This window comes from Parasedimentitalea denitrificans (genome assembly GCF_011813015.1).
Classification (GTDB): Bacteria; Pseudomonadota; Alphaproteobacteria; order Rhodobacterales; family Rhodobacteraceae; genus Parasedimentitalea; species Parasedimentitalea denitrificans.
The window spans coordinates 248,837-274,642 of sequence record NZ_QHLQ01000001.1; the positions used below are offsets into that span (position 1 = coordinate 248,837).

Genomic DNA, 25,806 nt, shown 5'->3' on the forward strand with positions numbered 1-25,806 from the left:
CTCTTTGCCCGCGCGCTTCTTTTTGCCCAAAATACTCCCGCCGGAGGCAAGGGCCAAAGGCCCTTTTACCCTCTGCGCTTTCCAAAACTGCGATCCGCCTGACCTTTTAGGCAACGCGGCACCACTGGAAACTCCCGGCTCAGGAAATAAGCGTAGGTACCGCCTGGGAACTCATCCGTGACAACCTGCGCACCATTACACTCATCCAGTGAACCCGCCCCTGCGCTGTACAGATAGTCCTGCACAAAAGCCCCATCATGACGACCCGTCGGAGCGGAGCCACCGGGGCGATTGCCCGTTTTCAATTTGTAGGAACTGGTCATTTCCTGCACCTTGCCATTCGCATTTGCCGTAATGGCGTAAATCGGGAACCCATCCGCCGCGTAACCAATCAAAGGCGAGGCCTTGTCAGCCGACCACCCCACCTGCTGCATCAACCCCCAGGGCATTCCGTGGTAATGATAGGCCCCGCTTGGCTGCACATGGGCATAGTTCTGATCCAACCCTAATGTCACCGCCCCACCCAAGGCTTCATACTGCCAACCGGATTGGCGATTGCCATTCCAGAACTCTGCCGCTCCCGGATCAAACGGCACGCCATTAACCGCGACCCCGAACAAGCCAGCCAGACCAAAGGCCTTGGCAACACGCGGCAACTGGTCTGTATCAGCAGAGAACCGATAATTCTGCGCTTTGATCGCATGTGGGTTACCCCGGTTGGGGAACTGACCCACCGCATGGTCCGGGATGCCATTGGCGCGAATCTTCACTGAATCACCACTCGCCCTCAGCTTGACCTTGCCCCCCTGAACCGCGACCTGAGCCGGAACAAGGTCAACGTCCTGTGCCAGCGTAGTGGTGTGCTTGCGCATTTTTGGTCGCCCCTGCGCGTCGCTCTGCAAAACGAACCCTACAGAAATCATACTACCCAATGCGACCAGCTTGATTGTATCAGAAACACGCATGCTATTTTTCCCTGCTTTTTATGTCTGCTATACGGTTTCACGCCTGAGCCGAGCCGTTCCGTCGAAGTTTTTCCAAAAATTATTTAGCTCAGCATCGTTTTGCACTTGCAGCGCGGGCGCGGAATTCATATCTCAGCCCTCACCGACGGTATGCGGGCGTAGCTCAGGGGTAGAGCATAACCTTGCCAAGGTTAGGGTCGGGCGTTCGAATCGCCTCGCCCGCTCCATCGGTCAAACGAACAGGGTCGCCTTCGGGCGGCCCTTTCGCATTTGTGGCTCAGGCTCTAGTGTCCAGCCTTGCGGGGAATCAGCTTCACCGCTAAGAACAGAGCAAGAACGCCTTAACGGCGAAATAACAACGACGAGGTAGCATGCTGACATCAGTTGAACTCTGCGCGGGTGCGGGCGGTCAGGCCCTGGGGCTGGAGAAAGCCGGATTTGATCACACTGCACTGGTCGAGATCGACAAGCATTGCTGCGCCACCTTGCGTCACAACCGCCCCAACTGGAATGTGCTCGAAGAAGACGTGCGCCTTTTCAAAGAGCGCGCCTCAGACTTTGCCGGGATCGACCTGCTAGCTGGCGGTCTGCCCTGCCCTCCGTTTTCAGTCGCCGGCAAGCAGCTCGGCGATAAGGACGAGCGCAACCTGTTCGACGACGCGCTGCAAATCGTCGACGCCACCCGCCCCAAGGCGGTGATGATTGAAAACGTACGCGGATTTCTGGATGCAGTGTTCCTTGATTACCGCGAAAAGCTGAAAAAACAACTTGGCAAACTGGGCTACACCACTGACTGGCGGCTGCTGAACGCCTCAGACTATGGCGTGCCACAGCTACGCCCGCGCGTGGTGATTGTTGCTCTGCGCAAGGAATATAACGATCAGTTCTGCTGGCCCGAACCGCTGCCACACAACCCGCCCAAAGTCGGTGAAACGCTGATTGACCTAATGAAGGAACGTGGCTGGCGTGGAGCAGACGACTGGGCTGCCAAGGCTGATGAGATCGCGCCTACCATCGTTGGCGGCTCCAAAAAACACGGCGGCCCGGATCTGGGCCCAACCCGCTCGCGCAAGGCATGGGCATCGTTGGGGGTAGAGGGCCGCACTATCGCGCCCGAGGCCCCAGATCCTTTCCACAACGACATGCCCCGACTGACCGTGCGCATGGTGGCCCGCCTACAGGGCTTTCCGGATGACTGGCATTTCACCGGCGCCAAGACCAATGCCTACAAACAGGTGGGCAACGCCTTCCCGCCTCCTGTCGCACAGGCCGTTGCCACTCAGCTAAAAGCAGCCATTTCCAAGCCAAACCTGCATGTCGTGCGGGCCTGACACTTTTTATGTAGGACCACGCCTGACCTTGGGGAGGCGTGGAGCGCCTTCCCGGGGGGAAGGTCAGGCGCGGTCCGACCTATCGGTCGGACCAAAGGCACAGCTATGAAAAAATCCATTCCCCCCAGCCTGGTCCAACCGGGGCACCCAGATTTCGAACTGCTATCTTCACTGCAAACCGAGATCACCGCCCGTGCTGGCAGCGCCCTCGCCCTGGCGGATGACTTCCCCACCATGCTGCGCACCTGCATCGACGATGTCATCATGACCCCCAAAACCGGACGGCGCAGTTATGAAGAGCTGGAAAAAACCGAAAAGACCTACATCGGCACCCGCGTCGAAATCGAGCTGCGCGCCTTACTGCGCTTGAAACGCGGCAAGCTGGATACCGAGATCCTTGGCCATGATGTCGACATCAAGAACACCATGGGCAGCAACTGGATGATCCCCACAGAGGCGGTGGATCACGTTTGCATGCTCGTCGCTGCGGATGAGGTCCGTGCGAGCTGTTATTTTGGCCTCATCGTTGCGCGCCGCGACTATCTGACCGCTGGTCAGAACAAAGATGCCAAACGCTCCATCTCTGCCGAAGGGTTCCAACACATCCTCTGGCTGCTGTGTGACCAGCCCTACCCGGCCAACTTCTGGCGCACCGTGGACGAACACGTTGTAGAGCAGATTTTTTACCATGACACCGGCAACGCCCGAATGGCTGCACTGTTCCGCGAAGTACAGAATCAACCGATCTCGCGCGATGTGGTCGAAGCCGTCGCCATGCAAAAGGACTTTATGCGCCGGGTGCGATCCGACAAAGGGCGCGGCGCCCGTGATCTGTTGGAACTTGATGGCATTCTGTTGCTACAGGGTCAGCTCCACGGACAGTTGATCAAGGCGCTGGACCTGCCCCATTGTTCGCCCAGCGAATTCATTTCGTGCCGCCCAACAACGGCCCAACACCACCGCATGGCAGCGCAGGCTGGTTTCAATCTGCCTCAGATTGCCGGTTAACCACGAAAACCCAATCCACGACATTTTTTTCTATTTTACCTCTTGCAGCGCGCGCCGGGAAATTCTATTCAGCGCCTCACCAACGGAATGCGGGCGTAGCTCAGGGGTAGAGCATAACCTTGCCAAGGTTAGGGTCGGGCGTTCGAATCGCCTCGCCCGCTCCAGTTGGGCCACCAATACCCTGGTGGATTTCGAAAGGTCGCCTTAGGGCGGCCTTTTCGCGTTTCAGTACCCCCGCAATGCGGCTCATAAAAAATCTGCCGACACGGCTGTTTTCCCTCTTGCGGCCCGCGCCGGGAAACCCTATTCACCGCGACACCAACGGAATGCGGGCGTAGCTCAGGGGTAGAGCATAACCTTGCCAAGGTTAGGGTCGGGCGTTCGAATCGCCTCGCCCGCTCCAGTTGGACCACCAATACCCCGGTGGATTTCGAAAGGTCGCCTTTGGGCGGCCTTTTCGCGTTTCAGGCCTCCATAAACACTTGCTTTATTTTTTTGATCAAATTCCTTTGACGTCGCCCTGAAAACCGGTCAATCCTGCGATCAGCCAAGTACACTACAACAGGAGTTCCGGTATGGCCGCCCCCGTCGTTTACCCCTACACAAATTTCACCGCCGCCGAACAACTGTGCCTGACGCGCGGCGATGGTATCTATGTCTTTGACAAAGACGACAACAAATACATCGAAGGCATGGCAGGCCTGTGGTGCACCTCACTGGGCTACAGCAACACCGAACTGGTGGATGCGATCACCGACCAGCTCAACACCCTGCCCTTTTCCCACACCTTTGGCGGCAAAACCCATGACCCGATCATGCAACTCGCCGAAAAGCTACGGGAAATCGTCCCGGTAGAGGACGCCTATTTCTTCTTTGGCAACTCGGGCTCAGATGCCAACGACACGCATTACAAAATGCTGCGCTATTACTTTAACGCCATTGGCAAACCGGAAAAGCGCAAGATCATTACCCGCGAGCGCGGTTATCACGGTGTCACCGTTGCTGCTGGCTCAATGACTTCGCTGCCTGCCAACCTCGCACATTTTGATGCCCCGGTTGACGCTCTCGGCGTGCTGCGTGCTGATTCTCCGCACTACTACACAAACCGTAAAGGCAACGAAACCGAGGCCCAGTTTGTTGACCGCATCATCAACAACCTCGAAGAACAGATCATCGCCGAGGGTCCAGACACCATAGCCGCGATGATTGTTGAGCCGATCACCGGCGCATCCGGTGTGATTGTCCCACCCGAAGGCTACTACGAGAAGCTACAGGCCGTTCTGCGCAAGCATGACATTTTGGTCTGGGCGGACGAGGTGATCACCGGCTTTGGCCGCACCGGTAACGATTTCGGCTGCACCACCATGGGCATCAAGCCTGACCTGATGTCCTTTGCCAAACAGCTCAGCTCGGCCTACTTCCCGATCTCGGCCGCTGTTATTCCCGGCTGGATGTACGAGGCAATGATCGAGCAAACCAATCAAGTTGGCGTCTTTGGTCAGGGCTATACCTACACTGGCCACCCGGTCGCCTGCGCTGCCGCGCTGAAGACGCTGGAAATCTACGAGCGCGACAATCTGTTCGTTCACGCAGCCGAGGTTGGCGAATACCTTCAGGAGCAACTGCGCGAAGCATTCACCGGTCATCCATTGGTGGGCGAAGTCCGCGGCAAAGGACTGATTGCAGCACTGGAGCTGGTGTCAAACAAAACCACAGGTGCCAGCTTTGACGGCGGCATTGCCGGCGCTACCTCGCAAAAGCACTGTCAGGACAATGGATTGATTCTGCGTGCTGTGGGTGGAAACGCTCTGGCCCTGTGCCCACCGCTGATCATCACCCGTGACGAGGTGGATGAACTGATGGGCAAACTAAAGGCCGCGATCGACAGCACATATGCTGAGCTGAAGGACAAAGGCCTGATCGCTGGATAAAAACTGGCCCGGCTCTGCCGGGCCGCGCCTGACCTTCCCCCCCCCGGGAAGGCGCTTTGCACCTCCCCAAGGTCAGGCGCGAACCTCAAAATACCTTGTAGGTCATCGTAGTCAGCGACCGCTCGATGCCCTCGATCACCAGCAAGTGGTCATTGATATACTTGCCCACATCCTCATCCGCCGGAATGTACAGCTTCATCAGCAGATCAAAGTCCCCACTGGTGGAATACAGCTCGGAATGAATTTCCCGCAGCGCAATATCTTCGGCCACCTTGTAGGTGGTGCCGGGTTTGCAGCGAATTTGGATAAAGACACAGATGGACATAAAAGGCCTCAGGTTTTCAGGATGTGTTGACCCCAAGCTGGCACGCCCATCTGCCGGGCGCAATCCCTTGTCCCTTTTAGCAACACCTGTCAGCCAATCCCCACCACAGGCTTGAGCCCGGCCCCAGCCTGCCCCTATAAGCACCCCGGATGTAATAAGGATTTGCCCCATGCGCACAGCCAAGATCAGCCGCTCGACCGCCGAGACCTCAATTTCCGTCGAGATCAATCTGGATGGTACCGGTGTCTATGACAATAAGACCGGCGTTGGCTTCTTCGACCATATGCTGGACCAGCTATCGCGCCACTCGCTGATCGACATGACCATCCGCGCCGAAGGGGATTATCACATCGACGATCACCACACGGTTGAGGACACGGGAATTGCCCTGGGTCAGGCCTTGGCCCAAGCGCTTGGCGACAAGAAAGGCATCCGTCGTTACGGCGAATGCCACCTTGCAATGGACGAGGCTCAGGTGCGCTGCGCTCTGGACCTGTCGGCACGGCCATTTCTGGTGTGGAACCTAGACATCCCAACCCAGAAAATCGGTACGTTTGACACTGAACTGGTGCGTGAATTCTTCACCGCTTTCGCGACCCACGGCGGCATCACCCTGCACGTCGATAAGATCCACGGCTTCAACAGCCACCACATCGTCGAGGCTGCGTTCAAGTCAGTCGCTCGCGCCCTGCGCCCAGCGGTTGAGACCGACCCACGCAAAGCAGATGCAATTCCCTCAACAAAAGGGGCGCTTTAAGCGCCCCCACTACTATCTTAGGCTGCCAGCGCCGCTGACCGACGCATGGGCCGCCTAAGGTACCACTCTGCAAACAGTAGGTTCGGCACCCAGCACAGCCAGGACACCAGCGTATAGCCGGTCTCTTCGCCCAGTGTCATGAACAGAAACGGCAGATAGACCCGCAGAGTGACAGCCGCAAATGTCAACGCTGCCGAGCGGAACATCCAACGTTGATGTTCTGCGATACGCCCTTGCCGCGCCAGCCAAATTCCATAGCCAGTGGTGCCCAACCAAAAAACTGCCAGCGCGCCAAAGCCCCAGGCGGCCACCAGCCCCGCCGTGGTGCCAAACGCCATCGACAGGCTACCAAGCCCGGCCAACAGAATGCTGACGCCATAGGCTCGCCCGATCCAGCGGTGCACCTGCGGACGTCGCATCCGCAGCCCCTTCCAGTACTGAAACGGCATCAGCATCAGCGCCACCGGTGCCAGGATAATATGAGCATAGAACGCCAACTGGCGCTCTACCGCGTGGTAGGCGACAAACTCCATCGACACCTCGACCCCCAGCGCCAAAAACCGCCACGACGCCAAGGCAACCGCCAGGCAAAGGAACCAAAACAGAAATACCCGGACCCGGGAAACTAGTTGCATGATCAATCCTTCAGTCAAACTCAAACTTGACACTGTAAAGATCAGATCAACTTGACACTGTCAAGCCAGCTGATAATTTCCGCTCAATGACCGATACCCCAATCCAAAAGCCGCACCACCACGGTGATCTACGTGCCGCCTTGATCCAGGCGGGCATTGCCCTGCTGACCGAGGGCGGCAAAGATTCGCTAACTCTGCGCAAATGTGCGGCCCGCGCGGGCGTGTCCCACGCCGCCCCGGCGCATCACTTTGACGGGCTGGCAGGCCTGCGGGGCGCAATCGCTCAAGAAGGTTTCCGTCTGTTCCGGCTTTCCATGCTTGAGGCACGCGCCACTGCAGGTGACAATGACCTGAACCGTCTCAAAGGCATCTGTAGCGGCTACCTCAACTTTGCCATTCAAAACCCGGCCCTTTTCGACCTGATCTTTAGCGCCGCCCCGATGAGCACCTTCGAGGAAGGCCTGAAGCAAGGCACATCCTTTGCCTACGAAGTCCTGCGCGAGGCCTGCGCGCCCTTTGTCCCCGTCGGTCAGGACCCCATCGTGATCGAAACCCAAGTCTGGTCACTGATTCACGGCTATTCGCATCTGTACATGGCAGGCCGTTTTGGCCCCATCGACCCATCAATGCAGGCCCGAGGTCCCATCGATGCGGTAATGTCCCTGCTTGATGGCCTTGCAACCCCGCCCAAGGCTTGACCTTCCGCCGCTTTCAAGACAGGTGAAAGACACCCAAACAAGAGGCCCGTCTTCCATGCTGACCGCCATCATCGACTATGAATCCGGAAACCTGCATTCGGCAGAAAAAGCGTTTCAACGCATGGCACATGAAATGGACGCCGGCGAAGTGGTCGTAACCTCGGATGCCGATGTCGTCGCCCGCGCCGACCGTCTGGTCCTACCCGGCGACGGTGCCTTCCCAGCCTGTGCAACCGAGCTGCGCGGACACAAGGGCATCTACGACGCCATGGTCGAAGCGGTCGAGCAAAAGGGCCGCCCGTTTCTGGGCATCTGTGTCGGAATGCAGCTGATGGCCACCACAGGTCACGAATACAGCGAAACCCCCGGCATAGGCTGGATCGGCGGCGATGTGGTCAAGATCACCCCTACTGACGGCAGCCTGAAGGTGCCGCACATGGGCTGGAACAATCTGGTCATCGACAATGACCACGCGATCTTTGACGGTATCAAATCCGGCGACCACACCTATTTTGTACACTCATACCAATTTCAGGTCCGCAACGCGGCCGAACGACTGGCCCATGTGGAGTACGGTGGCGACGTTACTGCCGTGATCGGCCGCGACACCATGGTCGGCATGCAATTCCACCCTGAGAAAAGCCAGGATGTGGGCCTGCGGATGATCGGCAACTTTCTGCGGTGGACACCTTAGGAGACAAATAGGAAGAGTAATGCGCGAAACTCCTTCCTCTGAGCACTGCCTATTGATCAACACCACCTACTGAGCGAATTAAGAATTTGAAACAGCACCTTTTTTCCATATTTTTTTCCCTGATGTTTCTCCCATCAGAACTTTTTTCACAGGATTATGATGCCGGAAACGCTGCATTTAGAAATGGAGACTACCAAACTGCCCTGAAAGAACTTCGCCCATTCGCAGAACAAGGCGACATTCTAAGTTTGTTCACCATAGGAGCGATGTACCAAAGGGGATGGGGAGTCGAACAAGATTTAGAACTGGCAGCTTTCTGGTTACGAAAAGCAGCCGACATGGGTCACATGGCTTCACAAGTTCTTCTAGCCGAGACATTCATTGGAAGAAAAGAAACACCAGGGAACTTAGAAAAAGCGGCACTTTGGTATCTAGAAGCCGCTAAAAATGGAGACCTTGGTAGCCAGTTTAATATCGCGATGATGTATTCCAAAGGCGATGGCGTTCAACAAAACTTCGCGCAGGCTGCTGCATGGTATTTGAAAGCAGCTGAACAAGGGCACTCTCGTTACCAAGTTAACCTTGCTTCCCTGTATTCTCGGGGTGATGGAGTTGAGCAGAGCTACGCGCTCGCAGCGCAATGGCTTCGAAAAGCCGCAGAACAAGGAGAAACGATTGCTCAAAGTGCACTAGGTGACTTGTATCATAGGGGCCTTGGAGTTCCTCAAGACGATCTGCTTGCTGTTGTCTGGTACAAAATTGCCGTAAACAATAGCGAAGCTAGCGAGAAGACCCTTAACATTAGTATTTCAAGGCTTAGTACTGACGACCTCTTGAAAGTAAACGAGATAGTCAAAAATTGCGTTAGAAGTAGCTATAGGAACTGCCCCTAACCAACCCGCCGCAACGCCACCGGTGTTTCTCCATATGCCTTCCGAAACGCCCGGCTAAACCCCTCGGGTGAACTATAGGCATATCGCCTCGCCACCGCCTCAACCCGGTCGCCACGCTGCAAGTCCTGCCGCGACAAAATCAGCCGCCAACGGCGCAGGTATCCCATTGGGGTCTCTCCCACTTCAGCCGCGAACAACTCGGAAAACCGCGACAGCGACAGCCCTGCTTCTTGCGCCAGGTCTGCAGTGGTCCAGACTCGACCTGGATGGTCATGCATTGCCACAATCGCCCGGCTCAACCGTGCGTCTGACAGGCCCGCCAGCAGCCCCGGCTCGGTCGCCCCTCGTTCAATCTGCTCACGCAACAGCCGCACCATCAGCACTTCGCCTAACCGGTTGACCACCGATTGCGCCCCACAGCGTCCGCCCTGCGCCTCATCCATCATCAATCGCACCAGTGCCTGCGCTTCGGCGGATTGGGTCAGGTCGTAATCCACCACATCGGGCAGCGCGGCCAAGAACGGATTACTATGTCCAGACCAATCCACCAGTGCCGACAAAACCACGTCACCGCCCATTGCCGCCGGATGTCGGCCAGCCGGGAAATACACCAACTGCGTGGGCTCATCGCCAAATTCGGCTAGGGCCAACAGATTTGCCTCTTCTACAGGTGCCGCCTGCACCGACAGGTAAAATCGTTCCATCAGTGTTGTCAGTCGATCCATTTCGGATTTCTCATCAGTTTTTTCGGATTTTCCAAACCTTATCGCCTGACATAACCGCACTCAAGCAGATAACAGGAGTACCCAAATGCTGATCCCACGCCAGAAGACACCCAACCTGACAGTTCCTACCCTCGACAACGGCACCTTCGATCTGACCGCCGAACAGGGCGAGCGCGGCACGGTGATCTGCTTTTATCGCGGACTGCACTGCCCAATCTGCGCCAATTACCTGAAAGAACTGGAAAAACGTGTGTCGGATTTCGCCGAGCGCGGCGTCAACTGCATCGCCATCAGCACGGATGGCGAAGAACGCACCCGCGCCATGGCCGAAAAGATCGAGGCCAAATCACTGCGCTTTGGCTATGACCTGCCGCTAAGCGTGGCCAAGGACTGGGGCCTGTACATCTCGACTTCGCGCGGCACCACCTCAATCGGGATCGAAGAACCTGCCCTCTTTGCCGAACCGGGTCTGTTCATGGTCAGCCCAGATCAGTCGCTGTACTATGGCTCGGTCCAGACCATGCCATTCGTACGTCCGCATTTTTCCGAGCTGGTAGCGGCACTGGATTTTGCCATCGCCAACAACTATCCGGCACGCGGCGAGTACACCGGCGCGGTTTAACCCTGCCGTCAGCAAGTGATGGACACACCGCCCAGTTAAGGGCATACGGGCCGGACCCATTCAAATCAGGTCCAGCCCGTGCATATCCGCCTCGAAAAATTTGACCACCATCAGGGTCAGCATCGCTATTGCGTGCTGAGCCTGTACCAAACGTTGTTTGGCGATTGGTGTGTGGAACGGGTCGCAGGCCCGCTTGGCGCGCCGGGTGGTCAGCAAAAACGGCTCTACCTCGGCAGCTATGCCGAGGCACTTAGCACGGTCGAAACTCACCGCGACCGACAGGTCAAACGCGGCTTTGTTCCGATCCCAGTACAGTTGGGCCTGCTGTAACCGCAGGCCCCGCTACTTGCCTCAGTCTACTTGATCCGGGTCCAGTCCTGCCCCCGGCAGATCAGTCCGCCAGCGACACAGCCCTTAACCTCTAACGTATTGCCGCTCAGCGACATCTTTGACGAATAGGTCTTGTCCGAATCCGGCGCCCAGATCTTGCCGCCGCTGTAATAGCCCGCGCCATCACCGCTCATGCCCCACAGCATCTTCTTGCCCAGATGCTCATAGTCCGCCTGAACCGCACCGGATTTGTCATAGGCCGAGTCGATCTTGCCGCAGATCGCACCACCGCACGTGGCGATAGCGACATGCAAATAGCCGCCAGTATCCCCCGGCGCAGTCCGCCACATGCCTGCCGCCGGATCAGCCGAGGCCACACCGGACAATCCTAGCCCCATAGCCAGCCCCAAAACCCATTTCTTCATCGCAAATTCTCCCATTGATGGCGTCACTGTGACCCAGTCCCGCATTTTCAGGCAAGGTTGACTTGGGGTCGCGTTGCATTCCGGGCCACGCTTGTGCAAAACACCGCCGAGCACCTTCAGAAAGGCACCGCCATGATCCTCTACCCCGCCATCGACCTCAAAGACGGCCAGGCCGTGCGCCTGCTGCATGGCGACATGGACAAAACCACCGTGTTCAACGACAACCCCGCCGCCCAGGCGCTGGAGTTTGTCGAGGCGGGCTGCGAATGGCTGCACCTGGTCGACCTGAACGGCGCCTTTGCAGGCGAGCCGGTTAACGCCGCCCCGGTCGAGGAAATCCTGAAGCAAACCAAGGTGCCCGCGCAACTGGGTGGCGGCATCCGCGACATGGCCACAATCGAGGCCTGGATCACCAAGGGCCTCGCCCGTGTGATCCTTGGCACCGTAGCAGTCGAAAACCCCGATCTGGTCCGCGAAGCCGCCCGCGAATTCCCCGGCAAGGTCGCCGTCGGCATTGATGCGCGCAACGGCAAGGTCGCCACCAAAGGCTGGGCCGAGGAAACCGACGTCATGGTCACAGATCTGGCCAAATCGTTCGAAGACGCAGGTGTGGCCGCCATTATCTACACCGACATCATGCGCGACGGTGCGATGAAGGGCCCCAACGTCAGCGCCACCGCTGATCTGGCCAATGCCGTCTCAATCCCGGTCATTGCGTCTGGTGGGGTCTCCTCGCTCGACGACCTGCGCGCGCTGAAATCCTGCGGCGCCAACCTGAATGGAGCCATCTCCGGCCGCGCGCTCTATGACGGTGCCATTGATCTGGCACAGGCCCTGTCGGTGCTCAAAGCCTAATCCATGTCGCGCACCAGCAAAACCGAACTGCCGGCACACTCCCTGCTGCATAGCTATTTGCAACAGGGAGACTTCGTAGATTGCTACACCTGCACAACCGATCTCTCAGTCGACCAAGCCGCTGCCCGCGCCATGGCCTTTCCCAGATGGGCTAAGGGCCTTCTCCGCCTGCGCAACATTCTCGTGGCCCCACTGGGGCTAAAAAATAAGTTCGAAGATGGCGAGAAAATCGGCCCCTTCCCCATCGATCAGCGCAATGAAAACGAGATCATTCTGGGTGTTGATGATTCTCACCTGAACTTTCGCATCTCAATACTGACAACAGGAACACAGGCCTATTGCGCCACATGGGTGCATCGCAACAACTGGCTGGGCCGTATCTATCTGGCCGTGATCATGCCCTTTCACGTGCTAATCGTGCGCAATGCCGTCAGCCAGATCTGGCGCCCCAATACCAAAACCCAATGATCTGGTCCTTGCCCGGCCTGTTCATACTGTCCTTCTCAGCCGCCACGCTCTTGCCCGGCGGCTCAGAGGCCGCCCTACTGCTGCTCGCCGCTGAGGGCACATACACCACATTAACCCTGCTGATTGTCGCCAGCACCGGCAACATCCTCGGTTCTTTGGTCAACTACGCTCTGGGCCGCTACGCATTACACTATCAGGATCGCCGATGGTTCCCGGTATCTGCCAAACATCTGACCAAAGCGCAAAACTGGTTCTCTCGCTGGGGCCAATGGTCAGTTCTGGGTGCCTGGCTGCCGCTCATCGGCGACCCCATCACCGTTACCGCCGGCGTCATGCGGATGAACTGGCTGACATTTCTAATCCTCGTCACCCTCTCCAAAACCCTGCGCTATGCCGCCCTGCTGGGCCTATTCAACAGCTTTACCTGAGCACTGGAAATCCACCAGACAACCCTCTATGAATGCGCCGTAACCAGAGGCGAACCATGCTGAAAACCCGTATCATTCCCTGTCTCGACGTCGCTGATGGCCGTGTGGTCAAAGGCGTCAATTTTGTTGGCCTGCGTGATGCCGGTGATCCAGTCGAAAGCGCCAAAGCCTATGACGCCGCCGGTGCAGACGAACTCTGCTTTCTCGACATCATGGCCACCGAGGAAAACCGCGGCACCATGTTCGACGTGGTGCGCCGCACCGCCGAGCAATGCTACATCCCGCTGACCGTTGGCGGCGGCGTGCGCACCAAGGAAGACGTGCGCGCCCTGCTACTGGCTGGGGCCGACAAGGTCTCGTTTAATTCGGCTGCTGTGGCCAACCCCGACGTGATTGCACAAGCCGCCGACCAGTTTGGCAGCCAATGTATCGTCTGCGCCATTGACGCCAAAACCGTATCTCCCGGCAAATGGGAAATCTTCACCCATGGTGGGCGACGTGAAACCGGCATCGACGCTGTAGAATTCGCTAAAACTGTGGTCGCAAAGGGAGCCGGAGAAATCCTGCTCACCTCAATGGATCGCGACGGCACCAAGGCAGGCTTCAACCTGCCCCTGACCCGCGCCATCTCAGATGCTGTCAACGTGCCTGTGATTGCCTCGGGCGGTGTCGGCAATCTGGACCACTTGGTCGAAGGCGTCACCAAGGGCGGTGCCAGCGCCGTACTGGCCGCCTCGATCTTCCACTTTGGCGACTACACTATTGCCGAGGCCAAGGCCCATATGCAGGCCGCCGGCATCCCGATGAGGCTGACATGAGCATTCTCCACGACCTCGCCGCAACCATCGAATCCCGTAAAGGCGCAGATCCCTCCAGCAGCTGGACCGCCAAGTTGCTGGCCAAGGGCCCAGAAAAATGCGCCGAGAAATTTGGTGAAGAAGCCATCGAGGCCATCATCGAAGCCGTCAAAGGCGACCGCGAAAAACTGACCTCAGAAGGTGCCGATGTGCTTTACCACTTCCTGGTTATGCTCGCGGCCCGCGATGTACCACTGGATGATGTGTTAAACGAACTGGCCCGCCGCCAGGGTCTCAGCGGCATTGACGAAAAAGCCGCCCGCCCCAATACCTGATCTTCATCTGGCCAAAAATATCCTGGGGGTGAGGCCACAGGCCGAGGGGGCAACGCCCCCTGCCCGGCTACAGCTTTGAACTGATAATTCCAGTGGCAAAGCCGCCCATGCGCAGCTCGCCATACAAACGCTGATACTCGATCTTCGGGCAGCGGTTCTGCACCACATCAACCCCGCGTGCTTCTGCCTTGGCTGCGGCCTCAACGTGTTCAACACCAATCTGCATCCAGATTGTCTGCAAATCAGCAAACACTTCTAACGCCTCATCCACAATTTCCGGCACCGCGTCAGAGCGGCGAAAGATATCAACCATGTCTACGGGTTCGGCAATGGCCGACAGACTGGGCTGCACGACCTGCCCAAACAGCATCTCTCCCGCATGTCGAGGATTGACCGGGATCACCCGGTATCCCTTCAGGTCCAGATACCGCGCCACGTAATAACTCGGGCGCACCGGATTCATCGACACCCCAATCACCGCCACCGTCTTGGTGCGGTTCAGGACATCCCTCAGAAACTGATCACTATATGCTGTCATTCCAGCACCCTACGCGGATGCCATCCACAAAGGAAAGCCCATAAAAAAGGCGCCCAGGTTATAGCCCGGGCGCAAGGTCTGGAACGAGGGACAGTGAAAATAGATCCACGGCGGTTCCACACCGTGATCACTAGATAATATGGAGTGAATGAGTCGGATTTAAAGGTTTGATCGCATTTTCGTGAGGCCCCTATTCATGCCTCAGCACATTCGGCCAATTTCCGCGCCCCATCTCGATCAACTCTGACATTTCATTGCGCCAAACATTCTGTACCGAAGAGTTGTACAGCAGGAAAAGGTCACCATCGACGATCTCCCAGGACTGCGGACTGCCGGACATCAAATAGCCCTGTGACACAGCATAGGAACAGTATCCGCCAAACATTGGCGCATAGGCCCGTGGGTTGGATTCAAACCGTCGCAGGTTTTCAGACGACACGAACTGCCACACCGCCCCCTTCCACATCACCGCGTGATCCGAGTGGCCAAGAACCGGGCGATGGTCGATAAAAAAGGCCACTGTGTCGTAGCCCCCAATGGCCAAACCCTCTTGAGCATGAAACATCGGTTGATCCGCCAGCACCGGACGCACCGGCTGCATCAACAGGGCAAAAACGGTTAAAAAGGCAATGCGCAGCAGCAAAAGGTACTCCATCCCAAGGTTAGGCTGGTCCAATGTGCCGGATCAGACTAACCCTGCCTAGACAGAATACGAAGATGTGAACAAGCTGTGACAGTTCCGCGATCAGGGGTTACCGCTCAATCGATGCATAAAGCGCCAACGCCGCAGCATTCGACACGTTCAACGAGCCAAATCCACCCGCGGCATCAATCTTGACCAATTGATCCACGGTTTCCTTGGTCTTCTGCCTCAGCCCAGGCCCTTCAGCCCCAAGAACCAAGGCCACCGGACGATCCCGACGCCCGTCTAGCGAGGCCTCGATGGTTTCATCGGCCTCACCGTCCAGACCCAGAACAATAAAGCCCATGTTCTGTAGCTCGATAATGGTGTCAGCCAGATTGCGCATCCTCAGATAGGGCTGGCGTTCCAACGCTCCACTGGCGGTCTTGGCCAAGGCCCCGGTTTCGGGCGCCGAGTGGTGACGCGTACCAATCACCGCGCTCGCGCCCAGCACTTCGGCTGTTCGCAGAATCGCGCCAACGTTATGCGGATCGGTCACCCGGTCCAGCAGCAACACCCGTGGCACCTCGGCGCCAATGCAGTTTTCAGCCAAACCACCCCAATGCAGCGGCTTCACTTCCAACACCGCACCCTGGTGAACTGAGTTTCGATCAATCGGCGCGTTGAACTTGCGCGGGTCTACCAATTCCGGCTCAATCCCGGATTCGGCAATGGCATCCGCCAGTTTGGTTTGCGCGTTCAACGTTACCATCAAACGCAGTTTCTTACGCTTTGGGTTCAGCAACGCATCCCGCACTGCATGCAGGCCAAACAGCCAGACAGTTTCCGCATCTGCCGCTTTTTTGGCCTGCTCTTTTTCGACGACCCACTTAGGTTTCTTGGTCATATTGCTCTCCGGCAAAAGGAATTTTGAGTCATCGTGAAAAACCTGCGATTTTCCTGTTGACGCTCCGTTGGTGCGCTTGTAGTCACGCCCCACATCAGGTGCAACAGCCACCTGATAGTGGGCGACAGGCCGCAAGGTGTGGCAGGGGACTGTAACTCCCTCGCGGAGACGCACGCCTGGTTCGATTCCAGGGTCGCCCACCACTTTTCTTTTTTATTGTCAAGTGGAGAGCGCCGCTAGAGCGGTGAAGATCCTTACGCGATAACCTGCCCTCTCACGGCAGTTCGCAGGTTCAGAAATATCACTATCGCTTAGGCTTTATCTGACCATTGCTGAGCAATCGGTGTGGAAATATTCAACATGTCGATGGCGCGTGCCGCAATTTGGTCAACGATCGCAGTCACCGATTTTGGCTTCAGGTAAAACGCAGGCACAGGTGGCAAGATAATCGCGCCCAGTTCGGTGGCAGCCGTCATGTTTCTCAGATGCGCCAGTGTCAGTGGAGCCTCACGGGTCAACAGAATCAACCGCCGCCGCTCTTTCAACTGAACGCCTGCCGCACGGGTCAGTAGGTTATCGTCCAGCCCATGGGCAATTGCCGCCAATGAGCGCATCGAACAAGGCGCGACAATCATGCCTGCAACTGGAACCGAACCTGATGCAATACTGGCACCAATATCACCAAGCGGGTGAACCCGCGTCGCCAGCTTCTTTAGCGTCTCAAAGGCATCCGACCCGCATTCCTCAGCCAGCGTCCGCTCTGCTGCTGTACTGGTGACCAAATCAATCCGGACATTCATCTCAGACAACTGACGCGCAACCGACAGGCCCAGCGCCGCACCCGAGGCCCCGGCAACCCCCAGAATCACACGCGGCGCAGTCATGATCCACCACCCGGCATCAGACGTGCCACCAGATCTGCAGCAAACGCAGCATCCTCATCAGATGTCTTCATAACCTCACCCCACTCCCGCGTTGTTTCACTGTCGACCTTCACCGTGGCATCAATGCCCATCTTGCCTGCCAATCCGGGTTCGGGAGAGGCAAAATCAAGATAATCCATTGGCGTGTTTTCAACCATCATCACATCCCGCACTGGGTCCATCCGCGTGGCCAGCGCCCAAGCAATATCGTCCCAGTTTCTTGGGTCGATATCCGCGTCCACAACCACAATCATCTTGGTATAACTGAACTGCGGCAGCATCCCCCACAGCGCCATCATCACCCGACGCGCCTGCCCCGGATAGCGCTTATTGATGCTGACAACCGCCATCCGATACGAGCAAGCGGCGGGCGGCAGCCACAGATCATGAACCTCGGGGATCTGCGCACGGATTGTTGGCAGCGCCAGCCGATTGAAAACCTCGCCAATGATCGCTGGCTCGTCCGGCGGGCGACCAGTATAAGTAGACAGGTACAGCGGGTCTTGCCGATGCGTCACCGCTGTCACTTCCATCACTGGAAATGGCTCGGCCCGATTGTAATAGCCGGTGTGATCGCCAAACGGCCCCTCCGGCGCGGTCTCGCTGGGCGACACCCAGCCCTCTAGCACCATCTCGGCATCTGCAGGCACCATCAACGGAACCGTCTTGGCCCGTACAAATCGGGGCCGAGCGTTGTTTAACGCCCCGGCAAAGGTCAACTCTGACACCGTTTCAGGCAAAGGCAGCGCCGACGACAGCAAGGTCGCCGGATCAGCCCCCAGTACCACGGCCACCGGGGTCCTTTCCCCCTGCTTTGCCCAGCTTTGGTGATGCGCAGCTCCGCCGCGATGGGGCAGCCACCGCATGATCAATCTGTTATGGTCCAGAACCTGCGCCCGATAGACACCTGCATTGTAACGGCCCACATCTTCGGCCTCAGTCTCAAACGGACGGGTGATCACAACCGGCCAGGTGATCAGCGGCCCCACGTCCCCCGGCCAGTGGGTCTGGATCGGCAGCGCGGCCAAATCCACATCGCCCCCTTCCAGCACAACACTTTGAACAGGGGCTGATCGTACGATTTTCGGGCGCGTCGCCAGTGCTGCCTTTAGCATCGGCCAGCGCGACAGGGCATCGCGCATCCCATCAGGTGGCGTCGGCGACCGCAACGCCGCCAGAAATGCGCCAAGATCATCCAAGCCATCCAACGTGACACCTAACCCAGCAGCCACGCGGGCAGTTGTACCAAACAGGTTGACCACCACAGGCACATCCGACGGTGCACCGCCCTCTAGTACCGGATGATCAAACTGCAGCACCGGCCCCTGCGTTTCCAGAACGTTACGATGAACCGCGGTCATCTGGTGAACTACCGATACCGGGTCAGCCACCTTCTGAAACTGCTCCGTCTCGGCGCACCACTCAAGAAAACTGCGAAGGCTGGGGTATGAGGGCAAACTACGCATTGGGCTGGTCCTGAATGACGTTGTACAGCGCCTACCAGCAAAAATGTTTCAGGGATTTGACTAACATCAATTTCACGAAACATCCAAACCCATAAAAGAACATCAAACACCGAGGCAACAGGAGTCTCATTTGTCCCAAACTCAGGCCACCATCCCGCTGTTTCCGCCCATTCTTGCGCGCGCCCTAAGGGTGGTGCCATTGCCACCACTGTCTCTTTCGCTGACCGCCTACAGCCGGAAGATCGCAAAAAACCATCCCGGACTGTTTCGTCGCTTGGGCGAGTTTGACCACACCCCGTTTGTGCTGGACCCAACCGATCTGCCATTTGTGATCTGTCTGGATCCAAATGGAGGCGTGCCGCGTGTGACTGTAGTGCGCGGTAAAGGCGAAGGCGCAGCCCGCATATCCGGGCCACTTGCAGCCCTGATCGGGCTAGTCCACGGTGCCTATGATGGCGATGCGCTGTTCTTTTCCCGTGATCTGGTGGTCGAAGGCGACACCGGCGCCGCGCTGGCCCTGCGCAATGCCGTCGATGACGCAGAGCTGGATCTGGCGCAGGAAATCGCCTCGATCACCGGCCCGCTTGCACGTCCATTGCATCACATAATCGAATTCACCCAGCGGCGCACCGGCGTTTGCCTGACACGACCAGACGAGGCCGAAGCATGGTAATGGAAATCGTTTGCCCAGCGGGCACACCGGCGTCTCTGCGCGCCGCCGTAAAGGCTGGTGCCCATACGATCTATTGTGGCTTCAACGATGAAACAAACGCCCGCAACTTTCCCGGTCTGAATTTTGACCGCACCGAAATGCGTGAAGGCATCGCCTTTGCCCATTCACACGTCTCCAAAGTCCTGATTGCGATTAACACGTTCCCCCGCGCCGGAGATGAGGGTGTATGGCACCGCGCCGTAGCAGATGCCGAATCCTGTGGTGCAGATGCGGTGATTTTGGCCGATCCGGGCCTGCTGGACTATGCGGCTTGCAACCATCCTCACCTGCGCCGCCACCTGTCAGTTCAGGCAGCAGCCGCCAATGCCGATATCATCAACTATTATGCTAAGGTCTTTGACGTGAAACGCGTGGTGCTGCCGCGGGTTCTGTCAGTCCCCGAAATCTCCGCGATCAATGCCGAAACCGAAGTCGAGACAGAGGTCTTTGTCTTTGGCGGTCTTTGCGTCATGGCCGAGGGGCGTTGTTCACTATCGTCTTATGCCACCGGACTATCCCCCAATATGAACGGCGTCTGTTCACCCGCCAGCCATGTGGAATACCACGAGGACAACGGCGCGCTGGATGCCCGCTTGGGCGGCTACACCATCCACCGCGTCGGCCAGAACGAACCCGCCCCCTATCCAACCCTGTGCAAGGGCTGCTTTGGTGCCAAGGATACAACTGGGCACCTGTTTGAGGATCCGGTTAGTCTGAATGCAGAACAGTTGATCCCTCAGCTACAAAAAGCCGGCGTCACGGCGCTCAAGATCGAGGGTCGCCAGCGGTCCCGTTCTTATGTGGCGCAGGTCGTACGCAACTTTCGCGCCGCTGTGGATGCGCTAGAGGCTGGCCAGCCGATGCCCGAGGGCATGCTAGCGCGCCTGTCCGAGGGCCAAGCCATGACAACCGGCGCTTATAAGAAAACGTGGAGATAACCGGATGGACCTGACAGTTGGACCAAACCAGTTCTTTTGGTCAGCCGATCGCTGGACCGAGTTCTATGACGATTTGGCCGCATTACCAGTTGATCGTGTTGTGCTGGGTGAATTGGTTTGTTCCAAACGCCTGCCGTTCTTTCAAGACCGCATACCCGATGCCATTTCTACCCTGATCGACGCAGGAAAAGAGGTTGCCCTGACCAGTCTGGCGCTGGTGACGCTGAAACGCGAACGCAATCAAACTGCCGCTCTGGCTGAAATGGGCGTCGAGATTGAAATCAACGACCTAACCGGCCTGCCGCACCTGCCTGATGGTGCCAATTTTTCCGTTGGCCCGCTGGTCAATGTCTATAACGAGGGCACCCTTGCATGGCTGGCATCCAAGGGAGCGACCCGCATTTGCCTGCCGCCGGAACTGCCTCTTGCCTCGGTGGAAACCCTTGCCAAGGCCGGAGCGGATCATGGCGTCGCGATTGAGGTCTGGGGCCACGGCCGCCTGCCGCTGGCAATCTCAGGTCGCTGCTATCACGCACGCCTGCACAAGCGCACCAAGGACAACTGCCAATTTGCCTGCGAAGACGATCCAGACGGTCTGGATGTCCGCACCATGGAGGACCAACCCTTTCTAACCATGAACGGCGTGCAAACCCTGTCCGACACTTACGCCAGCGCGGCCCATCAAATCGACGCCCTGACCCAGGCGGGAGTTTCATCGCTGCGCCTATCCCCACAGTCCAAGGGGTTCACGCAGCTATGTGACCAATACCGGCAATTGCTGGATGGTAAGATCAGCGGCGCGGATGTCGCAGATGCGATCTGCAGCATCGACAAAAACATCCGCTTGTCCGACGGTTTCCTGACCGGTGATCGGGGCGTGGACTGGTCCGGGAAACAACCGCCTGCCTACCAAGGGTCATGACACTCGCGCCGGAACAGCCACGGTCCTTCTCCCATTTCTGGGAGGCCCCGCACCGACCGCTGTTTCTGGCCTCTTTCCTCTGCGCCTTTGCCACCGTGGCCTGGTGGCCATTGGGGGTAGAAATTGGTCTGCCCCCGCCGGGGTTTGAACCCGTCGTTATGTGGCATGCGCACGAGCTGATTTTTGGCTTTGCCGGGGCTGCCGTCGGGGGCTACCTGCTAACAGCCCTGCCCAGCTGGACCGGTTTACCCTTGGTTCAGGGAACCCCGCTTAAAGCCCTGTTATTTCTCTGGCTTCTTTCCCGACTAACAACCGCCTTGGCCGACCATATCCCAGCTACCCTACTGCTGGTCCTGAATGCGGGTTATCCCCTATGCCTTGCCACGATCATCTTCCGCCAAACTCTGTCCTGCCGACTTTACGGCAAGGCCGGGTTTGGTCTGACCGTCCTGTGCCTAGGCACCGCTGATGCCCTGTTTATGGCCACTGCCCTAACTGGAAACCCGGATGTCAGCCTGACCATCGCACGCGTCGTTCTGTTTGGCTTTGCCCTGCTGATAACCTTCATCGGCGGCAGGGCTATTCCGGCCTTTACCAACAACTGGCTGGACCGCACCAATCGACAAGATCTTAGGATCAAGTCCCCTTGGCTGCCCCGCCTTATCGCGCAGGGGGCACTGGCCTTGGCCATCATTGCGATGCTGGCCGGGCTGGCTGACGCTGCCAATGCTGCGTTGATCTGCGCTGCCATCACCATCCTGTGGATGATGCGCCGATGGAGAACAGCAACAGCCCTGACCAACCCACTGCTGGCCGCCCAGCATCTGGGTTTTCTCTGGCTTCCGCTAGGGTTGGCCCTGACTGGCACCCTGGCGTTTGCACCACAGACCTACCCAACAGGTGATGCCCTTCACGCCCTGACAATCGGCGCAATGTCTGGCCTGATCATGGCCATCGCGGGCCGCGCCGCCTGCCATCGCATCAGTGGTGACATGCGCGCCAACACTGGCTTCATACTGGGTGCGCTACTGATCTGGGTCACCACTTGGGTTCGGCTGTCAGCACCCATTCTTGATCAACATACACCCACAATCCTATTGGCAGCGGCTGGATTATGGTGCCTTGCTTGGGCCACCTTCATCGCAGGCTTCCGCCCTGCCCTGACCGGGCCTGTCGTGCGACCGATCCTAAGCGGCAAAAAGCACCAAACCGCCACCGCCATCCCCCTTCAGACAGGAAAGAGAACCTGATGCACATCGCATATGTCACATCGCAGAAACGGGGCGAGACAGATCGCCTGCTGTCCGAAATCGCAGACCAACTGCAAGCACAGGGCAAATCGCTGGCCGGGATTGTCAAAGTCCAGTCTTACGAAAGCCAATTTGAAAACGGTTGCGACATGAAGGTCCGGGTGCTGCCCGAAGGCCCCGTAATCAAGATCACGCAGAACCTTGGCGCTGGGTCAGATGCCTGTCGGTTGGACCCCACCGCAATCACCGAAGCCGTAACGCGGGTCGAAGCCGGATCCATGGAGCAGTCAGACCTGTTCATGCTCAACAAGTTCGGACCAGAGGAGGCCGCCGGGCGAGGGTTTTGCAATGTTATCGGCGCGGCGCTGGACGACGACGTACCGGTTTTGGTTGGCGTGGGTGCGGCGAGCGTTGACGCATTCAAAGGGTTTGCGGGCGGCCTGGCCGTGGCGCTGACAGACGACAAACAGTCCATTCTTGACTGGGTCCATTCTGCACTGCCCAAAGCCTAGACCAAGGGACCGGCGGTAAGACCACATTGGGCCCACCGCCGGATAGACCAGCGATTTCTTTACCCGGCACCTTTAGGCGGCGGCAGGCTTCCGTCCTTATAGGCTGTCCAGTCGGTGATCTCGGGGTAGAACTGCTTGCGCCACGCCCGCACACGCGGGTTAAACATCCGGCGCCACAGCGGTGGAAACATCGCCAGCGCCGTCATTGGTGGGTACCCAGTCGGTAGCATCGGCACCTCTGTTTCATCATAGACTTGCAACAGCGGAAACCGCCGCATCGGATGCAAGTGATGATCCGCATGACGTTGCAGATTGATCAGCAGCAGTCCCGACACCCGATGGGCTGAATCCCAGGAATGGTGCGCCTTTACTGGCTCATACTTACCATCCCCCAGATGTTTGCGGGTCAGCCCATAGTGCTCGACATAGTTGGTCAGCTCTAGCTGCCAGATCGCGACAAAGGCCTGAAAGGCAAACAGCCCCACACCCACCCAGCCACCAATGGCAAAGGCAACACCAAGGAACACCAGCTGAAGCACCAGATACTTCCAAATCGGGTTGGACAGATGCCAGGGCGACCGCTTACGCCGGGCCAGCATCGCCTTCTCCGCGCGCCAAGCCGAACCAAATCCGGTCAGCAAGACGCGGGCAAACGCCCGGTGGAACCCTTCATTATACCGCGCCGTCACCGTGTCGCGCGGGGTTCCAACATAGGGGTGATGCACCAGCATATGCTCGGTCCGAAAATGCCCATACAGCACCAGCGCCATCAACAGATCCCCCAATCCGCGCTCAACCCGGTTGGGTTTGTGGAACAGCTCATGTGCATAGACAATACCCACAGTCCCGGTGGTGACACCGATCCCGAACATGATCCCCAAGGTTTCCAGCGATGAATACTGCCCGACATATGTCAGGTAATACAACGTGCCAAATACCAGCATCAGCTGCACAGGAAACCAGATCCAAGTTAGCAGTCGGAACCAAAACAGCTCGGCATCAGGCGTGTCCGGGTCCGGGTTTCGCAAGTCCTTGCCCAGGATTACATCCAGCAAAGGCATCAACACCCAGCCATAGAATGGGATCAGCAGGACCACCCAGCCACCATACAGCACCGCTAGGGCCACCAGCGGTACAAAACTCAATGTCATCCAGTAAGGCCAGGCGCTTAACCCGGTCTTATTGGTGGGTGATTCAGTTGCCAGGGTCATTTCCCGGTCTCCTTGTTTAAGTGATCATCCCGCGGCGTCAGACGCAGGCGAATACCATCGGCCGCACGCACGGTCAGTTGCGCGACGGGAACGGGTGTGTCCCCCTCGACCAGCTCAAATCGGTAGGCCCGCACCAGCATCGACAACAGCAACGGCCCCTCGACCATGGCAAACCCCGACCCCGGACACACCCGAGGCCCCGCCGAGAACGGAATATAAGCGGACCGCAGACATTCCTTTCCGTTGGGCGTATCAAACCGCCCCGGATCAAATTCATCCGGCCTGTCCCATAGCCGTTCATGGCGATGCAGGTGCCAGGGACTCAGGATCACTTGCGAACCGGGCTTGACCCTGCGCGCCCGAAACTGCTCTGGGCAGCTCGCCTCGCGGACATACATCGGGACCGGTGGATACAGCCGCATGGATTCGCGAAACACGGACCGCGCGTGGCGCAGCTTTGACACGGTTGAGAAATAGATCTTCTCAGGCTCCATCTCGCTCAACGCCTCTTGCGCCACCTTGTCCTGCCAGTCCGGATAGCGGGCCAACAGGTACAACGACCAGGCCAACGCCGCCGCCGAGGTCTCGTGACCGGCCAGAAAGAAAATGGCGACCTGATCAATCATCTCTTCGGTTTCAAACAGCTCACCCGTTTCCGGATCAGGAGTTGTCATGATCTTGGTCGACAGATCATCCGGGGCTGTTCCATCTGCAATCTCTTTGGCTCGCTGCTGGGTCAATTGCCCGATCAAGCCCCGAATGGTGCGTGCCGTATCACGGGTTTTGCGGGAATGCAGCCGTGGCAACCACTTTGGATAAGGCAAAACTGCCGTGATATTGGCAACCGGCTGCGCCGCCTGATGTTGGCGGAACGCCTCAAAGGCCGCAGTTGCGATTTCATGCTCGATTGGCACTGAAAACAAGGTGCGAAAAATCACGTCCATCGCCACATGGCTGGTCTGTTCTTCAATCTCAACCGGAGATCCATCCGCCAGAGGCCTAAGGCGCTCGACCGCCGCAACGCCACTGTCCCACATCGCCGGAAACACCGTGCGCAACCGCCCACCCTCGAATGCCGGATCGATAATACGCCGCTGCCGCGCCCATGTTTCCCCGTTTGAGATAAACACGCTCTCACCCAATAGCGGCTTCAACCCCACCCGGATCCGTTCTGATTTTGGAAAATCATGCGACCGCTGTTTTAGAACCAGATCTACCAGTTCAGGGTCGTTACACAGGTAAGACCGAAAGAAAGGTGTCCGCATTTCAGCCATCCACGCGCGATACAGATGCCCGGGCTGTGCCGACAGAATATCCTTTTTGAATTGCCTGAAATAGCCCCACAGGGAAACACGCCCCGTCCTCGCCTTGGGCTTGGGTGGCAGGTCAATATCGGGTTCAAATTTGCCGTCCAGCAACAGGGGCCTCCATCACATTGGGCTGATCTATCGTCGCGCGATAGTTTCAATGGCAAAGAATTTTGTAATTGACCGGCGTCAATTTTTCCGCGGACAGACCGTTTCCATATGGCAAACGCCTGATACAATGGGTCACGGCGACCCCGCGCGCCAAATCGTTTAAAT

The 25,806-nt window shown here is 57.8% G+C and carries 31 protein-coding genes and 4 tRNA genes; 23 read left to right on the forward strand and 12 right to left on the reverse strand.

Annotation, left to right across the window (positions count from 1 at the left end):
• Positions 1–65: 65 nt before the first annotated feature.
• A complete protein-coding gene (locus tag DL239_RS01160) occupies positions 66–965 on the reverse strand; it encodes a YHYH protein (RefSeq protein ID WP_167681402.1) in 900 nt (299 codons plus the stop codon).
• A 152-nt stretch (positions 966–1,117) separates the two neighbouring features.
• On the opposite strand from DL239_RS01160, the gene DL239_RS01165 reads away from it, so the two are divergent.
• The 6 genes from DL239_RS01165 to DL239_RS01190 all read left to right on the forward strand — a co-directional run bounded on the left by DL239_RS01165 (position 1,118) and on the right by DL239_RS01190 (position 5,235).
• A tRNA-Gly gene (locus tag DL239_RS01165) sits at positions 1,118–1,192 on the forward strand.
• A 144-nt stretch (positions 1,193–1,336) separates the two neighbouring features.
• Positions 1,337–2,296, forward strand: a complete 960-nt coding sequence (locus tag DL239_RS01170) for a DNA cytosine methyltransferase (RefSeq protein ID WP_167681404.1) — start codon at positions 1,337–1,339, stop codon at positions 2,294–2,296.
• Between the two features lie 105 nt (positions 2,297–2,401).
• Entirely contained in the window at positions 2,402–3,304 is a 903-nt protein-coding gene (locus DL239_RS01175) for a NaeI family type II restriction endonuclease (protein ID WP_167681406.1), read from the forward strand.
• Positions 3,305–3,393: 89 nt separating this feature from the next.
• A tRNA-Gly gene (locus DL239_RS01180) sits at positions 3,394–3,468 on the forward strand.
• Positions 3,469–3,632: 164 nt separating this feature from the next.
• Positions 3,633–3,707: transfer RNA gene (locus DL239_RS01185), tRNA-Gly, on the forward strand.
• A gap of 172 nt (positions 3,708–3,879) precedes the next feature.
• A complete protein-coding gene (locus tag DL239_RS01190) occupies positions 3,880–5,235 on the forward strand; it encodes an aminotransferase (RefSeq protein WP_167681408.1) in 1,356 nt (451 codons plus the stop codon).
• A gap of 85 nt (positions 5,236–5,320) precedes the next feature.
• Here the strand turns inward: DL239_RS01190 and DL239_RS01195 are convergent, their stop codons facing one another.
• Positions 5,321–5,560, reverse strand: coding sequence for an Lrp/AsnC family transcriptional regulator (locus tag DL239_RS01195; protein ID WP_157022216.1), 240 nt, complete (start codon positions 5,558–5,560; stop codon positions 5,321–5,323).
• A gap of 169 nt (positions 5,561–5,729) precedes the next feature.
• Here DL239_RS01195 and hisB point away from each other — a divergent pair, with 169 nt between their 5' ends.
• On the forward strand, positions 5,730–6,317 hold the full coding sequence (gene hisB, locus DL239_RS01200; RefSeq protein WP_167681410.1) for an imidazoleglycerol-phosphate dehydratase HisB: 588 nt from the start codon (positions 5,730–5,732) through the stop codon (positions 6,315–6,317).
• Positions 6,318–6,334: 17 nt separating this feature from the next.
• Here hisB and DL239_RS01205 read toward each other — a convergent pair whose 3' ends face one another.
• Positions 6,335–6,952: a DUF2306 domain-containing protein gene (locus tag DL239_RS01205; protein WP_167681412.1), complete on the reverse strand. Its 618-nt coding sequence runs from the start codon at positions 6,950–6,952 to the stop codon at positions 6,335–6,337.
• 86 nt (positions 6,953–7,038) lie between these two features.
• Between DL239_RS01205 and DL239_RS01210 the strand changes: the two genes are divergently transcribed.
• The 3 genes from DL239_RS01210 (at position 7,039) to DL239_RS01220 (ending at position 9,237) form a co-directional block, all read left to right on the forward strand.
• The gene (locus DL239_RS01210) at positions 7,039–7,650 is read left to right on the forward strand and encodes a TetR/AcrR family transcriptional regulator (RefSeq protein WP_167681414.1); all 612 of its coding nucleotides are present in this window, start codon (positions 7,039–7,041) and stop codon (positions 7,648–7,650) included.
• Between the two features lie 55 nt (positions 7,651–7,705).
• Entirely contained in the window at positions 7,706–8,344 is a 639-nt protein-coding gene (hisH, locus tag DL239_RS01215; RefSeq protein WP_167681939.1) for an imidazole glycerol phosphate synthase subunit HisH, read from the forward strand.
• A 122-nt stretch (positions 8,345–8,466) separates the two neighbouring features.
• Entirely contained in the window at positions 8,467–9,237 is a 771-nt protein-coding gene (locus tag DL239_RS01220; RefSeq protein ID WP_206188296.1) for a tetratricopeptide repeat protein, read from the forward strand.
• Here DL239_RS01220 and DL239_RS01225 read toward each other — a convergent pair.
• Entirely contained in the window at positions 9,234–9,962 is a 729-nt protein-coding gene (locus DL239_RS01225; RefSeq protein ID WP_167681417.1) for a helix-turn-helix transcriptional regulator, read from the reverse strand. The genes DL239_RS01220 and DL239_RS01225 overlap by 4 nt on opposite strands.
• Positions 9,963–10,047: 85 nt before the next feature.
• Between DL239_RS01225 and DL239_RS01230 the strand changes: the two genes are divergently transcribed.
• Together DL239_RS01230 and DL239_RS01235 are read left to right on the forward strand one after the other, a co-directional pair.
• The gene (locus DL239_RS01230) at positions 10,048–10,584 is read left to right on the forward strand and encodes a peroxiredoxin-like family protein (RefSeq protein ID WP_167681419.1); all 537 of its coding nucleotides are present in this window, start codon (positions 10,048–10,050) and stop codon (positions 10,582–10,584) included.
• Positions 10,585–10,662: 78 nt separating this feature from the next.
• Positions 10,663–10,914 (forward strand): WGR domain-containing protein, encoded by a 252-nt coding sequence (locus DL239_RS01235; protein WP_167681421.1) that lies wholly within the window; start codon positions 10,663–10,665, stop codon positions 10,912–10,914.
• Positions 10,915–10,940: 26 nt separating this feature from the next.
• On the opposite strand, the gene DL239_RS01240 is transcribed toward DL239_RS01235, so the two are convergent.
• Positions 10,941–11,528 (reverse strand): DUF2147 domain-containing protein, encoded by a 588-nt coding sequence (locus tag DL239_RS01240; protein WP_240931643.1) that lies wholly within the window; start codon positions 11,526–11,528, stop codon positions 10,941–10,943.
• Between DL239_RS01240 and hisA the strand changes: the two genes are divergently transcribed.
• The 5 genes from hisA to DL239_RS01265 are packed head-to-tail and all read left to right on the forward strand — an operon-like array spanning position 11,472 to position 14,222.
• Entirely contained in the window at positions 11,472–12,194 is a 723-nt protein-coding gene (gene hisA / locus DL239_RS01245) for a 1-(5-phosphoribosyl)-5-[(5-phosphoribosylamino)methylideneamino]imidazole-4-carboxamide isomerase (RefSeq protein WP_167681941.1), read from the forward strand. The genes DL239_RS01240 and hisA overlap by 57 nt on opposite strands.
• A gap of 3 nt (positions 12,195–12,197) precedes the next feature.
• The gene (locus tag DL239_RS01250; RefSeq protein WP_167681425.1) at positions 12,198–12,662 is read left to right on the forward strand and encodes a DUF2867 domain-containing protein; all 465 of its coding nucleotides are present in this window, start codon (positions 12,198–12,200) and stop codon (positions 12,660–12,662) included.
• Positions 12,659–13,090 carry a YqaA family protein gene (locus DL239_RS01255; protein WP_167681427.1) on the forward strand — a complete coding sequence of 144 codons (432 nt, stop codon included), beginning with the start codon at positions 12,659–12,661 and terminating at the stop codon, positions 13,088–13,090. The genes DL239_RS01250 and DL239_RS01255 overlap by 4 nt, the downstream gene beginning before the upstream one ends.
• Positions 13,091–13,146: 56 nt before the next feature.
• Positions 13,147–13,908 carry an imidazole glycerol phosphate synthase subunit HisF gene (hisF, locus tag DL239_RS01260; protein ID WP_167681429.1) on the forward strand — a complete coding sequence of 254 codons (762 nt, stop codon included), beginning with the start codon at positions 13,147–13,149 and terminating at the stop codon, positions 13,906–13,908.
• The gene (locus tag DL239_RS01265) at positions 13,905–14,222 is read left to right on the forward strand and encodes a phosphoribosyl-ATP diphosphatase (protein WP_167681431.1); all 318 of its coding nucleotides are present in this window, start codon (positions 13,905–13,907) and stop codon (positions 14,220–14,222) included. The genes hisF and DL239_RS01265 overlap by 4 nt, the downstream gene beginning before the upstream one ends.
• A 67-nt stretch (positions 14,223–14,289) precedes the next feature.
• Here the strand turns inward: DL239_RS01265 and DL239_RS01270 are convergent, their stop codons facing one another.
• The 3 genes from DL239_RS01270 to rlmB all read right to left on the reverse strand — a co-directional run bounded on the left by DL239_RS01270 (position 14,290) and on the right by rlmB (position 16,289).
• A complete protein-coding gene (locus DL239_RS01270) occupies positions 14,290–14,760 on the reverse strand; it encodes a CoA-binding protein (RefSeq protein WP_167681433.1) in 471 nt (156 codons plus the stop codon).
• Between the two features lie 190 nt (positions 14,761–14,950).
• Positions 14,951–15,415, reverse strand: coding sequence for a YHS domain-containing (seleno)protein (locus DL239_RS01275; RefSeq protein WP_240931644.1), 465 nt, complete (start codon positions 15,413–15,415; stop codon positions 14,951–14,953).
• 97 nt (positions 15,416–15,512) lie between these two features.
• Positions 15,513–16,289: a 23S rRNA (guanosine(2251)-2'-O)-methyltransferase RlmB gene (rlmB, locus tag DL239_RS01280; protein ID WP_167681435.1), complete on the reverse strand. Its 777-nt coding sequence runs from the start codon at positions 16,287–16,289 to the stop codon at positions 15,513–15,515.
• Between the two features lie 119 nt (positions 16,290–16,408).
• Between rlmB and DL239_RS01285 the strand changes: the two genes are divergently transcribed.
• A tRNA-Tyr gene (locus tag DL239_RS01285) sits at positions 16,409–16,492 on the forward strand.
• Positions 16,493–16,600: 108 nt separating this feature from the next.
• Here the strand turns inward: DL239_RS01285 and DL239_RS01290 are convergent.
• Positions 16,601–17,173: a UbiX family flavin prenyltransferase gene (locus DL239_RS01290; RefSeq protein WP_167681437.1), complete on the reverse strand. Its 573-nt coding sequence runs from the start codon at positions 17,171–17,173 to the stop codon at positions 16,601–16,603.
• On the reverse strand, positions 17,170–18,678 hold the full coding sequence (locus DL239_RS01295; protein WP_167681439.1) for a UbiD family decarboxylase: 1,509 nt from the start codon (positions 18,676–18,678) through the stop codon (positions 17,170–17,172). The genes DL239_RS01290 and DL239_RS01295 overlap by 4 nt, the downstream gene beginning before the upstream one ends.
• Positions 18,679–18,808: 130 nt before the next feature.
• On the opposite strand from DL239_RS01295, the gene ubiT reads away from it, so the two are divergent.
• Genes ubiT through DL239_RS01320 form a run of 5 tightly spaced genes read left to right on the forward strand, consistent with a single transcriptional unit; the run spans position 18,809 to position 23,012 of the window.
• Positions 18,809–19,351 (forward strand): ubiquinone anaerobic biosynthesis accessory factor UbiT, encoded by a 543-nt coding sequence (ubiT, locus tag DL239_RS01300; RefSeq protein ID WP_167681440.1) that lies wholly within the window; start codon positions 18,809–18,811, stop codon positions 19,349–19,351.
• Positions 19,351–20,328: a ubiquinone anaerobic biosynthesis protein UbiU gene (gene ubiU, locus DL239_RS01305; RefSeq protein WP_167681442.1), complete on the forward strand. Its 978-nt coding sequence runs from the start codon at positions 19,351–19,353 to the stop codon at positions 20,326–20,328. The genes ubiT and ubiU overlap by 1 nt, the downstream gene beginning before the upstream one ends.
• Positions 20,329–20,332: 4 nt before the next feature.
• Positions 20,333–21,250 (forward strand): ubiquinone anaerobic biosynthesis protein UbiV, encoded by a 918-nt coding sequence (gene ubiV, locus DL239_RS01310; RefSeq protein ID WP_167681444.1) that lies wholly within the window; start codon positions 20,333–20,335, stop codon positions 21,248–21,250.
• A complete protein-coding gene (locus tag DL239_RS01315; RefSeq protein WP_167681446.1) occupies positions 21,247–22,500 on the forward strand; it encodes an NnrS family protein in 1,254 nt (417 codons plus the stop codon). The genes ubiV and DL239_RS01315 overlap by 4 nt, the downstream gene beginning before the upstream one ends.
• The gene (locus tag DL239_RS01320; RefSeq protein WP_167681448.1) at positions 22,500–23,012 is read left to right on the forward strand and encodes a DUF2478 domain-containing protein; all 513 of its coding nucleotides are present in this window, start codon (positions 22,500–22,502) and stop codon (positions 23,010–23,012) included. Before DL239_RS01315 ends, DL239_RS01320 begins: the two co-directional genes overlap by 1 nt.
• Positions 23,013–23,071: 59 nt before the next feature.
• Here DL239_RS01320 and DL239_RS01325 read toward each other — a convergent pair whose 3' ends face one another.
• Positions 23,072–24,223: an alkane 1-monooxygenase gene (locus tag DL239_RS01325; protein ID WP_167681449.1), complete on the reverse strand. Its 1,152-nt coding sequence runs from the start codon at positions 24,221–24,223 to the stop codon at positions 23,072–23,074.
• Positions 24,220–25,641, reverse strand: coding sequence for a cytochrome P450 (locus DL239_RS01330; protein WP_240931645.1), 1,422 nt, complete (start codon positions 25,639–25,641; stop codon positions 24,220–24,222). Before DL239_RS01330 ends, DL239_RS01325 begins: the two co-directional genes overlap by 4 nt.
• Positions 25,642–25,806: the final 165 nt, after the last annotated feature.

What these genes read in the sequence shown, in the direction of transcription:
- DL239_RS01160 (WP_167681402.1), bottom strand. Translation starts at nt 965, where the DNA reads ATGCGTGTTTCTGATACAATCAAGCTGGTCGCATTGGGTAGTATGATT.
- DL239_RS01170 (WP_167681404.1), top strand. Translation starts at nt 1,337, where the DNA reads ATGCTGACATCAGTTGAACTCTGCGCGGGTGCGGGCGGTCAGGCCCTG.
- DL239_RS01175 (WP_167681406.1), top strand. Translation starts at nt 2,402, where the DNA reads ATGAAAAAATCCATTCCCCCCAGCCTGGTCCAACCGGGGCACCCAGAT.
- DL239_RS01190 (WP_167681408.1), top strand. Translation starts at nt 3,880, where the DNA reads ATGGCCGCCCCCGTCGTTTACCCCTACACAAATTTCACCGCCGCCGAA.
- DL239_RS01195 (WP_157022216.1), bottom strand. Translation starts at nt 5,560, where the DNA reads ATGTCCATCTGTGTCTTTATCCAAATTCGCTGCAAACCCGGCACCACC.
- hisB (WP_167681410.1), top strand. Translation starts at nt 5,730, where the DNA reads ATGCGCACAGCCAAGATCAGCCGCTCGACCGCCGAGACCTCAATTTCC.
- DL239_RS01205 (WP_167681412.1), bottom strand. Translation starts at nt 6,952, where the DNA reads ATGCAACTAGTTTCCCGGGTCCGGGTATTTCTGTTTTGGTTCCTTTGC.
- DL239_RS01210 (WP_167681414.1), top strand. Translation starts at nt 7,039, where the DNA reads ATGACCGATACCCCAATCCAAAAGCCGCACCACCACGGTGATCTACGT.
- hisH (WP_167681939.1), top strand. Translation starts at nt 7,706, where the DNA reads ATGCTGACCGCCATCATCGACTATGAATCCGGAAACCTGCATTCGGCA.
- DL239_RS01220 (WP_206188296.1), top strand. Translation starts at nt 8,467, where the DNA reads ATGTTTCTCCCATCAGAACTTTTTTCACAGGATTATGATGCCGGAAAC.
- DL239_RS01225 (WP_167681417.1), bottom strand. Translation starts at nt 9,962, where the DNA reads ATGGATCGACTGACAACACTGATGGAACGATTTTACCTGTCGGTGCAG.
- DL239_RS01230 (WP_167681419.1), top strand. Translation starts at nt 10,048, where the DNA reads ATGCTGATCCCACGCCAGAAGACACCCAACCTGACAGTTCCTACCCTC.
- hisA (WP_167681941.1), top strand. Translation starts at nt 11,472, where the DNA reads ATGATCCTCTACCCCGCCATCGACCTCAAAGACGGCCAGGCCGTGCGC.
- DL239_RS01240 (WP_240931643.1), bottom strand. Translation starts at nt 11,528, where the DNA reads ATGCAGCAGGCGCACGGCCTGGCCGTCTTTGAGGTCGATGGCGGGGTA.
- DL239_RS01250 (WP_167681425.1), top strand. Translation starts at nt 12,198, where the DNA reads ATGTCGCGCACCAGCAAAACCGAACTGCCGGCACACTCCCTGCTGCAT.
- DL239_RS01255 (WP_167681427.1), top strand. Translation starts at nt 12,659, where the DNA reads ATGATCTGGTCCTTGCCCGGCCTGTTCATACTGTCCTTCTCAGCCGCC.
- hisF (WP_167681429.1), top strand. Translation starts at nt 13,147, where the DNA reads ATGCTGAAAACCCGTATCATTCCCTGTCTCGACGTCGCTGATGGCCGT.
- DL239_RS01265 (WP_167681431.1), top strand. Translation starts at nt 13,905, where the DNA reads ATGAGCATTCTCCACGACCTCGCCGCAACCATCGAATCCCGTAAAGGC.
- DL239_RS01270 (WP_167681433.1), bottom strand. Translation starts at nt 14,760, where the DNA reads ATGACAGCATATAGTGATCAGTTTCTGAGGGATGTCCTGAACCGCACC.
- DL239_RS01275 (WP_240931644.1), bottom strand. Translation starts at nt 15,415, where the DNA reads ATGGAGTACCTTTTGCTGCTGCGCATTGCCTTTTTAACCGTTTTTGCC.
- rlmB (WP_167681435.1), bottom strand. Translation starts at nt 16,289, where the DNA reads ATGACCAAGAAACCTAAGTGGGTCGTCGAAAAAGAGCAGGCCAAAAAA.
- DL239_RS01290 (WP_167681437.1), bottom strand. Translation starts at nt 17,173, where the DNA reads ATGACTGCGCCGCGTGTGATTCTGGGGGTTGCCGGGGCCTCGGGTGCG.
- DL239_RS01295 (WP_167681439.1), bottom strand. Translation starts at nt 18,678, where the DNA reads ATGCGTAGTTTGCCCTCATACCCCAGCCTTCGCAGTTTTCTTGAGTGG.
- ubiU (WP_167681442.1), top strand. Translation starts at nt 19,351, where the DNA reads ATGGAAATCGTTTGCCCAGCGGGCACACCGGCGTCTCTGCGCGCCGCC.
- ubiV (WP_167681444.1), top strand. Translation starts at nt 20,333, where the DNA reads ATGGACCTGACAGTTGGACCAAACCAGTTCTTTTGGTCAGCCGATCGC.
- DL239_RS01315 (WP_167681446.1), top strand. Translation starts at nt 21,247, where the DNA reads ATGACACTCGCGCCGGAACAGCCACGGTCCTTCTCCCATTTCTGGGAG.
- DL239_RS01320 (WP_167681448.1), top strand. Translation starts at nt 22,500, where the DNA reads ATGCACATCGCATATGTCACATCGCAGAAACGGGGCGAGACAGATCGC.
- DL239_RS01325 (WP_167681449.1), bottom strand. Translation starts at nt 24,223, where the DNA reads ATGACCCTGGCAACTGAATCACCCACCAATAAGACCGGGTTAAGCGCC.